The organism is Kitasatospora terrestris (assembly GCF_039542905.1).
Taxonomy (GTDB): Bacteria; Actinomycetota; Actinomycetes; order Streptomycetales; family Streptomycetaceae; genus Kitasatospora; species Kitasatospora terrestris.
The window spans coordinates 8,460,623-8,473,197 of record NZ_BAABIS010000001.1; the positions used below are offsets into that span (position 1 = coordinate 8,460,623).

The following is a 12,575-nucleotide window of genomic DNA, read 5'->3' on the forward strand; positions in this document are numbered from 1 at the left end:
GCCGTCTCAGACGCAGATGACGTCCACGCCCTCGGCGGCGAACCCGTCGGCGAGCTCGTCCGAGAGGTCCGTGTCCGTGATCAGCGCCCAGATGTCCTCGACGGCACAGATCTGGGCGAAGGCCTGCTGCCCGACCTTGGTCGAATCCGCCACCACGATCACCTTGTCCGCCCGCTCGGCGAGGACGCGGTTGACCCGCGCCTCGTCCTCGTCGAAGGCCGACGCGCCGTGCACCGGGTCGACCGCGTTCACGCCCAGGATCGCGAAGTCCATGGAGATCTCGCCCAGGACGATCGGCGCCAACGGACCCGTCACCTCGAACGAGCTCTCCCGGACGACCCCGCCGGTCACCACGGTCTTCACGTGGGGCCGGACCGCCAGCTCGCTCGCGATGTTGACGGCGTTGGTGACGACGGTCAGACCGGTGCCGCTCGGATGCTCCGCCAGGTCCGCCCGGACCGCCAGCTCCCGCGCCACCTCGGACGTCGTCGTCCCGCCGTTCAGCGCCACCACCGCGCCGGGCGGCACGAGCTGCGCCGTGGCCTCCGCGATCCGGTGCTTCTCGTCCGCCCGGCGACCCGTCCGGTAGCGCAGCGGCAGGTCGTAGGTGACGCTCCCGAGCACCGCACCGCCACGGGTCCGCGTCACCAACTGCTGCCGCGCGAGCTCGTCCAGGTCGCGGCGGACGGTCGCCGTCGAGACGCCCAGCAGCTCGGCGGCCTCACCGACCTCGACGGTGCCCCGCTCGCCCAGCACCCCGAGCAGTCGGGTCCACCGCTCACGCGCGCCCATGGTCACTCCTCCGTCGTCACTGGCCAAGCCTAGGCTCGCCCGCCGGCGAAACAGCGGAAGCACTGCCGCAGGGTCCGCACGATCGACGCACGCGACCGAACCCACCCGCCGGCGCCGCTGCCCAGGACCGCGGGCCAGCGCCGACGCCGGTCGAGGTGCTACAAAGCCCAGGTGAACGATCAGCCCACGTCCCCGACCCTGCGCGTCTTCGTCGCACTCGCCCCGCCCGACGAGGCGAAGGACGAACTGGCCCGGGCACTGAGCCCCGCGTACACCGACCACCCGCGGCTGCGCTGGAACCGCATCGAGGACTGGCACATCACCCTGGCCTTCCTCGGCGAACTGCCCGCCGCGGCCGTGCCGCCGCTGCGGGCCGCGCTGGCCGAGCGCACGGGCTCGTACCCCGCACTGCGGCTGCGCCTGCACGGCGGCGGCCACTTCGACGAGCGACTGCTCTGGAGCGGCATCGACGGCGACCTGGAGGGACTGCACCTGCTCGCCGCCGATGTCCGGAAGCTGGCCAGGGACTGCGGGATCGAGTTCCGGGAACGCCCGCTGCGCCCGCACCTGACCCTGGCGCGGGCCCGCCGCGACGACACCACCGGCGTGCCGCGGGCCGCCGCCGGGCTCGCGGCCTTCGCGGGCCGCCCGTGGCACACCGAGCGGCTCCACCTGGTGGGCAGCAACATCGGCCGCGGCCCCGGAACGATCCGCTACCGCGACATCGAGTCCTGGCCGCTCGGCGCCGCCGCCGCCCGGACCGGCCCGGTTGTCGGTGGCGGGTGCGAGCCTGGGGCGCACACCAACGTGGAGGCATGATGAAGCTTCTTCTCACGTCCGCGGGCGTCACCAACGCGAGCATCCGCTCCGCGCTGGTCGACCTGCTGGGCAAGCCGATCGAGGAGTCGGACGCCCTGTGCATCCCCACCGCCGGGTACGGGCACCCGATGGGGAGCCCCGCGGGGGCGTGGCGGTTCATCACCGGCCGGTCCTCGACCCCGATGTGCGAGCTGGGGTGGCGGTCGATGGGCGTCCTGGAGCTGACGGCGCTGCCCAGCATCGGCGCGGAGCGGTGGATCCCCTGGGTGCGGGAGGCGGACGTCCTGCTGGTGAACGGAGGCGACGCGACGTACCTGGCCCACTGGATGCGCGAGTCGGGGCTGGCGGACCTGCTGCCCTCCCTGCCCGACAAGGTCTGGCTCGGGCTGAGCGCCGGAAGCATGGTGATGACGCCCCGCATCGGGGCGGACTTCGTGGAGTGGGAGCCGCCCGGCGGCGGCGACCGCACGCTGGGCGTCGTCGACTTCTCGATCTTCCCGCACCTGGACCACCTGGCCCTGCCGGAGAACACCCTGGCCGACGCCCAGCGCTGGGCCACCGACCTGGGAAACCCGGCCTACGCGATCGACGACGACACCGCGATCAAGGTGACCGACGGCGCCGTCGACGTCGTCTCCGAAGGGCACTGGGTCAGGCTCGGGAGCTGAGCAGGACGTCCATCCCGCGCAGCCGGACGAACACGGGGTCCCCGCCCTCGCGCGCGGTCGCGGGCTGCTCCGGCAGCGGCGACAGGAGCGGGCAGTCGTCGGCCGGCGGATTGGGCCGGGCGGGGTCGACGCCGAAGTCGACCGGGCCCGCGACCCGGTAGAGGACCCCGGCGGCGGGGGAGCCGTCCGCGGCCTCGCCGGGCACGGGCGGCGGGTAGGCGGACAGCGACCCGGTCCACTCCGCCGGTTGCCGGGAGACGAAGGTGAACGGTCCGAAATCGTCGCCGCACCGCTCGAAGGCGATGACCATCGGCTGCGCCCACAGGTCGAGCACGCTGCCGTCGTCCTGCGCCCGGAGCGTGCCGGCGCCGCCCCCGCCGTTCGGGGTGCGCAGGACGATCCACCCGAACTGGGGGTGGCGGCTCTGCAGCGCGAGGTCGACGGTCCGGTAGGAGCGTGCGGCCTCGTCGCCCTCGTGGGTCTCGGTGATTTCGAGGGTCCACGTGCCGGTGAACCTGAGGACGGGCGGCGCAGCGGGCCGGTCGACGACCAGGGCCGCTCCGGTGGCGACGACGTCCAGGGTGAATCTCTGCCCCATCCGGGGCAGTTCGGCGGGGGCCGGGTCGGCGGTGGCCGGCTCTGCGGCGGGTGGATCGGCTGCGGTCACGTCTGCGGCGCGCGCCACGGCGGCCGGGCCGAAGAGGCCCGCGCCCGCGCCCGCGCCCGCGCCCGCGGCCGCGGCCGCGACGCCGAGGAGCCGGCGCCGGCTCAGGGAGGAGGTCATGGCGGCATTGTCGGTCGCCCCGGGTGCCGCCCGGCTGATCCACGGCCGCACATGCCCCCGGACGGGCGATCGCGCGCCGGTGCAGAAAACGGATGGACACTGATGGAACACTGGTGATCATGACCGTCGACCGGCGCCCGCTGTGGCAGCCCTTCTCCGAGTCCGCCACCGACCAGCCGTCCCGGGCGGACCACGCGTCGCTGCCCCACGCGGGGCGCTCGCTGTTCCAGGAACCGGCTGCCGCGGATCCCGCGCAGCTCGCCGCAGCGGCACCCGTACCGCTGGGATCCGGAGGGCTCACCTTCACCGCGGCCTGATGGACCCGCGCTCACCTGTACGGCGGGCCCCGCCGCGCCCGCGACGGCATCGAGGCACACGGTGTGAGTGACGGAACCCGTGCTCACGAAGGGCCGCGTGATGCCCCTCCTCCTGCCCCTGATGTCCGCAGCCGTAGCGCTGTGCTCGCTCCTGGACGGGGCGTCGCCGGCACCGCCCGTGCTGCTGGACCGCTTCGAGTACCTCGCCGCAGGCCCGGGCAGGACCTGGAGCACGGACTCGGTGGCGTACGCCTGCCTGCCGACCAACCCCGGCAACTGGAAGCTCGACCACCTCTCGCCCGACGCTCTGGCCACGGACTCGGGCCACCTCACCGTTACGGCCACCCCCCGCTCCGACGGGAGCTGGTCGACAGGCCTGCTGACCACCGACAACACCTGCGACAACGGTGGCAACAAGGCCGCGGTGACCACCGGGGACGTCCTGCTCGCCCACGTCCGCCTCCCGGACTCCGGCAGCGGAGCCTGGCCGGCCGTCTGGACCTGGCGCGACGACGGCAACGAGGTCGACGTCTTCGAATGGCACGAGGACCACCCCGACACCCTCGAGTTCGTCAACCACGTCCGCTTCTCCGTCCACTACCACCGCGCCCCCGCCGTCGCCCCGGGCCACTGGATCTACATCGGCGCCCACTTCGGCGAGCGGAGCGTCACCTGGTACGCCGGCGACTCACCCGACCGGATCCCGGCGGTCCACAGCGACGGCACCGGCGTCGGACCCGGCTTCCGGGCCCACCCGGTGGTCAGCCTCTCGGTGAGCAACGGCCACTGGCACCCCCGGCCCACCGACGCCACGCCGATCGTCCTCGGCGTCGACTGCGTGACCATCCAGCGCCCCCAGGCCGGCCCCGCCGCCGCGGCCCCGGACGCCGTCAGCGGCACGGCCTGCCGCTCCCCGCGCTGAGGCCCGTCCCGCCGACGGTCGAGCCGCCCGATCCGCCGCCGGGGGTCGGAAGGGAGCGGGCGGGGTCAGGCCTCGCCGGAGAAGCGTTCCCAGGCGGACTGGCGGGAGACGCCGAGCGCCTCGCCGATCCGTGCCCAGGTGACGCCGCGTCGGCGCAGCTCCGCGACCCAGGTGCGCAGGTCGGCGTCCAGCTGCTGGGCGAGGGCCGCGACCCGGGGCAGGCGCTCCAGCAGCTCGGGGTCGGTGAGCTCGCTCCGGATCGGCATCCGCAGCTCGACCGGGCCCGGCCGGTACTCGGCCACGATCGAGGCGGCGAGGTCCACGCATTCGGTGCAGATGTTCACGCCCGGCCCGGCGACCAGCTTGGTCACCTCCGCCTCGAGCTTGGCGCAGAACGAGCACGCCCGGCCGTCGCGCTCCGTCGTCCCACCGGCCACGGTGACCCCGCCTCCGTCGGCGGCCTGCCTGTCAGGCCGATCCTGACGGCAGGGTAGGGTCGTCAGGGCACTCCTGACAAGCGTGCGCCGGTGCCGTCAGAGGCAGACGATCACGAGCGCGGTGTCGTCCGTGGCGCCCTCGGCCGGCAGCAGGTCGCCGAGGACCGCGTCGGCGAGCTCGCCCGGGCCGGGGAGGCCGTGGTGGCGGCGGACGGAGGCGACCAGGCGGTCCAGCCCGGTGTCGATGTCCTCGCCGCGGCGTTCCACCAGGCCGTCCGTGTACAGGACGAGGAGGTCGCCCGGCGCGAACGGGACGGCGGCCTGCGGCCGGGGGGTGGGTTCGGGGTGGGCGTCCAACGGGGGATCGGTGGCGCCGTCGAGCAGCTCCGCCACCGCCCCCGTGTGCAGGAGGACGGGCGGGAGGTGCCCGGCGCTGGAGTAGCTGATCGTGCGCCGGTCCCAGTCGATGAAGCAGGTCACGGCGGTGGTCGATTCGGCGCCGTCCAGGAAGTGGGCGTAGCGGCCGAGCGCGTCGAGTGCCTGCGCGGGGCCCGCGGCCACCAGCGAGGCGGCGGACAGGGCGCTGCGCAGCTGGCCCATGACGACGGCCGCCGCCAGGCCGTGTCCGACGACGTCGCCGACGGTGACGGCGATCCGGTCGCCGCCCAGCAGCGGCTCCAGGTCGTACCAGTCCCCGCACACGTTCAGCGCGGCGGTGGCCGGCTGGTAGCGCACCGCCGTGCGGTGGCGGCGGATCGGCCGGGCCGGGGGCAGCATGGCCTCCTGGAGGGCGAGGGCGACCTCGCGTTCGCGGGCGTGGGCCAGGCGCAGGCGCTGGTTGACCTCCTCCAGCTCGCGCAGCCGGCTGTACAGCTCGGCCTCCACCCGCAGGCCGGCGCCGCGCCCGTCGGCCGCTCGGATCAGCTCGGTGACCTCCTCCACCCGGTGGATCACCAGCACCACCCGCCCGTCGGGTCCGAAGACGGGGGCGTTGACCGGGCTCCAGTACCGCTCCTCCCACCGGCCGGGCACGGTCTCGACGTCGTAGCGCTGGACGGGCATGACGTCGCTCGCCTCGCCGTCCAGGACCCGGCGCAGCGACGCCTCCAGGTTCCGCATGCCGGCGGTCTCCGGGTCGTGCGGCTGGCCGGGGAAGGCGTCGAACAGGTGCCGGCCGACCACCTGCTCCCGGGTCCGTCCGGCCTGCCGCAGGAACGCCTCGTTGGCGTCGGCGAACACCAGCTGGGGGGTGAGCAGCCCGATCGCGCCGGGCAGCGACCGGAACACCGCCGCGTAGTCGACACCCGCTTCGGCCATCCGCCTCTCCGCCCTGTCGGTGCCCCCTGGGACCAGGATAGGAGCGACCTGTGCCGCAGGTGCGCAGGTCAGGGCCGTGGCTCGGCCGTCCGGCCGGTGGCCCCGCCGTCCGGCCCGCAGGTCAGCGCGGGCTGAGGAGGCAGAACTCGTTGCCCTCGGTGTCGGCCAGGACCGTCCAGGAGATCGCCGAGGGGTCGATGCCGGTGTCGGTGGCGCCCAGGGCGCGCAGCCTGGCCTCCTCCGCCGCCGGGTCGTCACCCTTGTAGGGGCTGATGTCGAGGTGGACCCGGTTCCAGCCGCTCTTGGTGTCGGGGGAGCGGTGGAACTCCAGGTACGGGCCGACGCCCTGGGCGGAACGCATGACCGCGTGGTCGTCGTCGACCTCGTACAGCTTCCAGTCGATCGCGCCGCCCCAGAACCGGGCCATCTCCCGCGGGTCGGCGCAGTCGACGACCACCGCGGCGATCGGCCCGGTGTCCATGTTGAGCGGGTGGGGGTCCAGGACGCAGAACTCGTTGCCCTCCGGGTCGGCCATGACCGTCCACGGCACGTCGCCCTGGCCCACGTCGGCGACCGTCGCGCCGAGCCCCTTCAACCGGGCGACCAGCTCCGCCTGGTGCTCGGCCGAGGTGGATGCGAGGTCGAGGTGGACCCGGTTCTTGCCGGTCTTGGGTTCCTGGCCGGCGACGATGTCGACGCAGACCGCCGCGGGGTCGGGGTAGCTGAAGCCCACGGGTTCGAGGTTGGTCACGCCGGGCGCCTCGCTGTCGATGCCCCAGCCGAGCGCCTCCGCCCAGAACCGGCCGAGCGCCGCGTCGTCCTTGGCCTTCATGTTGATCTGTACAAGTCGCGTTGCCATGGCGATGATCATAAGAGGTGACGCGTCGTCCGCGTGCTGTCCGTTCAGGCGCCGATCGTCGAGGTCCGCGACCGGGCGGCTCGGGACGGCGCACGGTTGACGCCCGGTGAGGTCGGGGTGCGGCGCACCCGCCAGGCCCAGAGCGCCCCGCCCGCCGCGGCCAGGACCTGGGTGAGGCCGGTGGCGATCAGGACGGGCCCGACCCCGGCCCACCCGATCAGGGCGCCGCCGGCCAGCAGGCCCAGCGAGGCCCCGCCCGAGTGCAGGACGGTCTGCGCGCCGAACGCCGCCCGGCGTTCGGCACCGGAGGTCTGCTCGCTGATCAGGGTGTCCAGGGCGGCGATGCCCCACGGCATCGCCGCGCCGGCCACCGCGGCCGTCACGCAGATGCCCGTCAGGTCCGGTGCGACGGACGGCAGCAGGACGAACGCGATCCCGAGCACCACCCAGGAGAACACCATCAGCGGCACCCGCGGCAGCCGGTGGACGACCAGCGGGACCACGAGCGAGGCGGCCACGGACGCGGCCCCGTACCCGCCCGTCCCGGCGGCCGCTCGCGGGGTGCGCGGTGCTCTACTCCACCATCGACCTGGCCGGCGACAGCGTCCGGGCGAAGCTCTCCGCCCTCGGCGCCACGCCACGGCCCGGCCCCACGATCGAGGCCACACTCCGGATCGCCCACCGGCGCGGGGCCGCCGCACTCGTCCCGCTCCTGGCCGCCCGCTGGTGGGCCGACCCCACCAGCCAGGTCCTGCCGTCCCCCGTCCCCGGCCAGGTCACGGTCTCCCTGATCACCCGGCCGCCCCAACCCGCCGTCCTCACCGGGGCCCTGCCCGCCATCGCCCGCGGAATCCTCGGCGAGGACCGGCCCTGACCCGTCGAACAGCCCCGCGCGACCGGGCCCGGCGGTACCCCCGCGCGCTCCACGCCGGTCCGGCCGGCCCGCCGCTTTCACCCCCAGGGGTGGGAGCGGCGTCCGAACGGGTGGACAGTTGTGCATTCGGCTGCAGCGGACCGCGGACGACGGGCAGGCTACGTGCTCGTCGGGTGGCTTCGGCCCGGAGGGAAGGCGCGTCGAGGGGATCCGCCGTGCAGTGGCTGTCGCTCATAGTCTCGATGGTGGTCGGCCTGATCAACAGCATCGGCCCGCAACTGCCGGACGCGACCTCGGACCTGTCGACCCCGGTGCCGTTCGGGAAGGCGAAGGTGGCCTTCCGGGACACCTTCGACCGCGCGAGCATCGGCGCCGGCGGCACCTGGGGCTGGAAGACCGGCGCCTACAGCGGCAACTGCACCGACAACCCCGGGGACTTCAAGCTCGACCACCTGACGACCGACGCCCTGAGGCACGAGAACGGCACGCTGGTGATCACCGCCGCGCCCGCCGGCAACGGGCGCTGGAACACCGGGCTCGTCACCACCGGCGACTCCTGCGGCTCGGGCGGCAGCGGCGCCGAGATCCGCACCGGTGACATCCTGCTGGCCCGGGTGCGGCTGCCCGCGGCCGGTTCGGGCGCGTGGCCGGCCCTGTGGACGTGGCGGGACGGACGCAACGAGATCGACGTCTTCGAATGGCACGGGGACCGTCCCGGAGTCGTCGAGTTCGTCAACCACGTCCGCGGCGGGAACGGCAGCTACAGCTCCGACGAGATCGAGGCAGGCGCGTGGATCTACGTCGGCGCCCGTTTCGGCGCGGACAACACCGTCTGGTACGTCGGCCCCACGCAGGACCGGCTGAAGATCGCGTTCGAGGACCACACCGGCGTGGGGCCGAACTTCTCGGCCTACCCGGTGCTGAACCTCTCGGTGAACAACGGGCGTTACCACCGGGCCCCGCCGGCGCAGACCCCGATCAGCTTCGCGATCGACAGCATTACCGTCTACCGGCCCGCCGCTGCCTGAGCGGCCCCGGCGGCCGGACGCGAAGCGAAGGGCTCCTGGACGCGGGGCCGGCCGACACCCCGTCGACCGGCCCCGCGCCCCCAGCGGGGTCAGCCGGCCAGCGGCAGGCCCCGCCGGCCCCCCGCGGTGTGCTCCGTGTGCTCCGCCCGGGCCCGGCGCAGGAGGTTGTCCCAGGACTCGACGGTCGGCCGACGCCGCAGCAGGGCGCGCCGTTCGCGGTCGGTCATGCCGCCCCAGACACCGTGCTCGATCCGCTGGTCGAGTGCGTAGGCCAGGCACTCGGTGCGCACCGGACAGCCGGTGCACACGGCCTTCGCGCGGTTCTGCCCCGCGCCGTCGACGAACAGGGCGTCAGGGTCCGAGGTCCGGCAGGACCCGCGCTGGACCCAGTTGGCGTCGATGATTTCCATGGCTCCCCCTCAGGTGACCGTCGCGCGGCGCGGATTCGCCGTCCGACGGAGCCACCGACGCTAGGCCATGGACATGACGGACAGAAAGCGGACCGTCACCCGATCGAGTGGTGAAGCGCCGGTTCCGCAGCCCCGGGCGCCCTCCGCACCCCCGCCGCAAGGGGCGCCGGCCCCCTGTTCCGCCCCGAGCGGGGACGTGAGAGCATCGGCGCTCCTCGCGGGTACGCAATCGGGCGGCCCGCACCGGACGGGTGAGGTGGGCGGCCGTGGCAGGAACGGCGGGCAGCGCGCGGGTGCTGGTGGTGCAGCACGAGGACGGCACCGGGCCCGGCCTGGTCGGTGAACACCTGGAGCGGACGGGGCTGCACCTGCACACGGTCCATCCCTGGGCGGGCGAGGCGCTGCCGGCCCGCCTCGACGGATACGCCGGGCTGCTGGTCCTCGGCGGCGCACCCAACTGCGAGGACGACGCCGCGGCGCCGTGGCTGCCGCGGGTGCGGGAACTGATCCGGCAGGCGGTCGCGGACCACGTCCCGCTGCTGGGAATCTGCCTCGGCGGGCAGCTCATGGCCGTGGCCCTCGGCGGCAGCGTCGCCCCCCGCGGCCGGATGCCCGAGGTGGGCGCGACACCGCTGCGCCGACTCCCGGCCGCCGACCGGGACGCGGTGTTCGGCGGCGTGCCCGAGGGGGCGCTCGCCGCGCAGTGGCACTGGGACGAGATCACCGCCCTGCCGCCGGACGCGGTGGCACTGCTGGGCGGGGACGACTCCAGGCACCAGGCGTTCCGGGTCGGCGCATGCGGGTGGGGCGTGCAGTTCCATCCGGAGGTGCTCGCCGCCGTGACGGCCGACTGGGCAGGCTCCGACGGGCCCGCCGTGAAGGCGGCCGGCGGCGACCCGCAGGCCGCCGTCGACTCCGTCCGCGCCGCGGAGCCGGAGCTGCGCGCGGTATGGGGCGCGATGGCCGAGGCCTGGGGCGAAGTCGTCCGCCGGGCGTGAGCCCCTCGTGGCGTGGACCACGGACAGTCGCAGACGCCGCCCCGCGCTGCGGCCCCGCCCGGGTCGAACCGCTGCCGGCCCTTCCGGGCCCCGGTCGGCAAGGGGCACCGCCGCCCGGGAGAACACCCCGGCGGGGCGGAACGTCCGGGTGGGCTGTTCGGCGGAGCGGGGACGCCGCCGAGGGTGTCGCGCCGCTCGGAAGGGCCCGCGGCCGGGAGAGTGGGGTGGTCCGCCCGGCGGAGGCGGACCAGATCCACGGGAGCCGCCCGCATGGCCCGTTCGACCGGTGTGCCGCACGACGGATACTCCGAGCACCGCTGGAAAGCACTGGCCGGCATGTGCGTCGCGGCCGGCATGGTGTGGCTGTCGTTCGCCGACTTCGGGGTGGCCGTTCCGACGATCTCGCAGGAGCTGGATGCCTCGCTGCCCGATCTGCAGTGGGCGAACAACGCGTTCAGCCTGTCCACCGGAGCCCTGGTGCTCGCCGCGGGCCGCCTCGGCGACGTGTACGGGCGCAAGCGGATGCTGTGCGTGGGCCTGCTGGTGATGGGCGCGGTGTCGTTGGTGGCGGCGTTCGTGCCGGGTGTGACCGGAATGATCGTCGGCCGTGCGGTGATGGGTGTCGGCGCGGCGCTGATCCTGCCCGCCACGCTCGCGCTGATCCCGCCGATGTTCCCACCGGACGAGCAGCCCCGGGCGTTCGGCGCGTGGATGGCCGTCGCCTGGGTCGGGCAGGCGGCCGGTCCCGCGGTCGGCGGCGTACTGACCGGTCTGCTGGGCTGGCGCTCCACGTTCTGGATCAACGCCCCGCTGGCGCTGGTCGCCCTGTGGCTGGTGCACCGCTCCGCCGAGGAGTCCACCGACCCGAACGCCTCCCGCCACATCGACCTGCCTGGCCTGTTCACCAGCGCCCTCGCGGCGTTCTGCCTGCTGTACGGCTGCACGGCCGGCCAGGAGGAGGGGTTCGACGATCCGGTGATCATCGCCCTGCTGGTCGGCTCCGTCGTGCTGGCCGCGCTGTTCGTGCTGCTGGAGAAGAAGGTGAAGGACCCGCTGATCGACCTGCGGCTGTTCTCCTCGCGCCCGTTCTGCGGCGCCCTGGCGGCCAACTCGGTCATGAACATCGTCTTCGCGGGCGTCAGCTTCCTGCTCACCCTCTACCTGCAGCAGGTCCGCGGCTACGGCCCGGTGGCCGCCGGCCTGCTCCTGCTGCCCTCGACCGTGACGATCCTGCTGCTGAATCCCGTCGGCGGCCGGGTCTCCGCCCGCCGGGGCCCGCGCCTGCCGGTCGTGGTCGGGGTCCTGCTGCTGGGCGTCGGCACCCTGGTGACCGCGCTGATCGGCCGCGACTACACCTACCCGCTGCTCGCCCTCGGCCTGCTGGTGCTCGGCGCGGGCCTCGGCCTGATGTCCATCCCGCTCTCCGACACCGCCGTGGCCGGCCCGCCCGAGGAACTCGCCGGCACCGCGTCGGGCATGTTCAAGGTGACCAGCATGCTGGGCGGGGCGTTCGGGGTCGCGATCACCGTCGCGGTGCAGCAGGCGGTGGAGAGCAACCAGGCCGAGAAGAAGGCGAAGGCCGCAGGCCTGTCCTCCTCCCAGGTGAACGAACTCGTCAACGCCGTCACCGACTCCGACCTCGCCGCGAAGATCCTCGCCTCCGTCGACCAGGCGACCCAGGCCGCGCTCACCGCCGCGTTCCGCGAAGTGCAGGCAGTGGGCGCCGGCCGGGCGATCGCCCTGTCCGGGCTGCTGGCCCTCGCCGCCGCCCTGCTGCTCCCCCTGCTGTGGCGGCGCAGCGAGCCGCCCGGCCCGGCGCAGCCCGCCGGGCCGCCGGAGACGCCCGAGCGGCTGGAGGCGGCATGAGCGAGCGCGACGACTTCCTGCGGTGGATCGGCACGGCGCTGTACGACGCCGAACTGGCCCTCCACAACGGCGACGCCGCCCCGCGCAGGGCGATCTGGTCGGCCACGGAACCGGTGAGCGTGCTCGGAGCGTGGCGCAACGCCGTCGGCACACCCGAGGTCGACGAGCTCTTCACCGCCCTCGAGGAGTCCTTCTCGGCCTGCACGTCCTACCGGTTCGAACTGCTCGCGGCCGACGTCGTGGGGGACATGGCCTACACCGCCGGTCTGGAACACATCAGCGCCTCGGTCGACGGGCAGCCCCGCACCTACACGCTGCGCGCCACCCAGGTGTACCGCCGCGAAGCCGGCACCTGGCGGGTGGTCCACCGACACGGGGACACGGTCACCGGAGACTGACCGGCCCGGACCCGGACCCGGACCCGCGGGGCGCGCATGCCGGGGCCCGGCCGCGGCGGGGTGCCGGAACCGGGCTGCGGGGCCGT

16 protein-coding genes are annotated in these 12,575 nt (G+C 74.4%); 9 read left to right on the top strand and 7 right to left on the bottom strand.

Translation table 11 applies throughout. The features are described from left to right. Window positions 1-6 precede the first annotated feature (6 nt). Complete coding sequence (locus ABEB06_RS38660) at window positions 7-792, bottom strand: DeoR/GlpR family DNA-binding transcription regulator (RefSeq protein WP_345701639.1); 786 nt, start codon at window positions 790-792, stop codon at window positions 7-9. A gap of 171 nt (window positions 793-963) precedes the next feature. Here ABEB06_RS38660 and thpR point away from each other — a divergent pair, with 171 nt between their 5' ends. After that, window positions 964-1,611, top strand: a complete 648-nt coding sequence (gene thpR, locus ABEB06_RS38665) for an RNA 2',3'-cyclic phosphodiesterase (RefSeq protein WP_345701640.1) — start codon at window positions 964-966, stop codon at window positions 1,609-1,611. After that, window positions 1,608-2,279: a Type 1 glutamine amidotransferase-like domain-containing protein gene (locus ABEB06_RS38670; protein WP_345701641.1), complete on the top strand. Its 672-nt coding sequence runs from the start codon at window positions 1,608-1,610 to the stop codon at window positions 2,277-2,279. Before thpR ends, ABEB06_RS38670 begins: the two co-directional genes overlap by 4 nt. Here the strand turns inward: ABEB06_RS38670 and ABEB06_RS38675 are convergent. Beyond that, complete coding sequence (locus ABEB06_RS38675) at window positions 2,263-3,063, bottom strand: hypothetical protein (RefSeq protein ID WP_345701642.1); 801 nt, start codon at window positions 3,061-3,063, stop codon at window positions 2,263-2,265. The two genes, ABEB06_RS38670 and ABEB06_RS38675, sit on opposite strands and share 17 nt — an antisense overlap. 119 nt (window positions 3,064-3,182) lie before the next feature. Between ABEB06_RS38675 and ABEB06_RS38680 the strand changes: the two genes are divergently transcribed. Then, window positions 3,183-3,380, top strand: a complete 198-nt coding sequence (locus tag ABEB06_RS38680; protein WP_345701643.1) for a hypothetical protein — start codon at window positions 3,183-3,185, stop codon at window positions 3,378-3,380. A 121-nt stretch (window positions 3,381-3,501) separates the two neighbouring features. Further along, window positions 3,502-4,302, top strand: coding sequence for a LamG domain-containing protein (locus tag ABEB06_RS38685; RefSeq protein WP_345701644.1), 801 nt, complete (start codon window positions 3,502-3,504; stop codon window positions 4,300-4,302). Window positions 4,303-4,367: 65 nt separating this feature from the next. On the opposite strand, the gene ABEB06_RS38690 is transcribed toward ABEB06_RS38685, so the two are convergent. The 4 genes from ABEB06_RS38690 to ABEB06_RS38705 form a co-directional block, all read right to left on the bottom strand. Then, a complete protein-coding gene (locus ABEB06_RS38690; RefSeq protein ID WP_345701645.1) occupies window positions 4,368-4,739 on the bottom strand; it encodes a ClpX C4-type zinc finger protein in 372 nt (123 codons plus the stop codon). A 96-nt stretch (window positions 4,740-4,835) separates the two neighbouring features. Beyond that, the gene (locus ABEB06_RS38695) at window positions 4,836-6,056 is read right to left on the bottom strand and encodes a PP2C family protein-serine/threonine phosphatase (RefSeq protein WP_345701646.1); all 1,221 of its coding nucleotides are present in this window, start codon (window positions 6,054-6,056) and stop codon (window positions 4,836-4,838) included. Window positions 6,057-6,177: 121 nt separating this feature from the next. Then, window positions 6,178-6,915, bottom strand: coding sequence for a VOC family protein (locus ABEB06_RS38700; RefSeq protein WP_345701647.1), 738 nt, complete (start codon window positions 6,913-6,915; stop codon window positions 6,178-6,180). Window positions 6,916-6,959: 44 nt separating this feature from the next. After that, entirely contained in the window at window positions 6,960-7,583 is a 624-nt protein-coding gene (locus ABEB06_RS38705) for an MFS transporter (protein WP_345701648.1), read from the bottom strand. Here ABEB06_RS38705 and ABEB06_RS38710 point away from each other — a divergent pair. Next, the gene (locus tag ABEB06_RS38710) at window positions 7,484-7,789 is read left to right on the top strand and encodes a hypothetical protein (protein WP_345702127.1); all 306 of its coding nucleotides are present in this window, start codon (window positions 7,484-7,486) and stop codon (window positions 7,787-7,789) included. The two genes, ABEB06_RS38705 and ABEB06_RS38710, sit on opposite strands and share 100 nt — an antisense overlap. 215 nt (window positions 7,790-8,004) lie before the next feature. Continuing rightward, complete coding sequence (locus tag ABEB06_RS38715; RefSeq protein WP_345701649.1) at window positions 8,005-8,817, top strand: LamG domain-containing protein; 813 nt, start codon at window positions 8,005-8,007, stop codon at window positions 8,815-8,817. 89 nt (window positions 8,818-8,906) lie between these two features. Here ABEB06_RS38715 and ABEB06_RS38720 read toward each other — a convergent pair whose 3' ends face one another. Continuing rightward, a complete protein-coding gene (locus ABEB06_RS38720) occupies window positions 8,907-9,227 on the bottom strand; it encodes a WhiB family transcriptional regulator (protein ID WP_345701650.1) in 321 nt (106 codons plus the stop codon). A 266-nt stretch (window positions 9,228-9,493) separates the two neighbouring features. Here ABEB06_RS38720 and ABEB06_RS38725 point away from each other — a divergent pair, with 266 nt between their 5' ends. From ABEB06_RS38725 to ABEB06_RS38735, 3 genes are all read left to right on the top strand, one after another. After that, a complete protein-coding gene (locus tag ABEB06_RS38725) occupies window positions 9,494-10,225 on the top strand; it encodes a type 1 glutamine amidotransferase (protein ID WP_345701651.1) in 732 nt (243 codons plus the stop codon). A gap of 270 nt (window positions 10,226-10,495) precedes the next feature. After that, window positions 10,496-12,091: an MFS transporter gene (locus tag ABEB06_RS38730; RefSeq protein WP_345701652.1), complete on the top strand. Its 1,596-nt coding sequence runs from the start codon at window positions 10,496-10,498 to the stop codon at window positions 12,089-12,091. Beyond that, window positions 12,088-12,489 (top strand): nuclear transport factor 2 family protein, encoded by a 402-nt coding sequence (locus ABEB06_RS38735; protein ID WP_345701653.1) that lies wholly within the window; start codon window positions 12,088-12,090, stop codon window positions 12,487-12,489. Before ABEB06_RS38730 ends, ABEB06_RS38735 begins: the two co-directional genes overlap by 4 nt. Window positions 12,490-12,575: the final 86 nt, after the last annotated feature.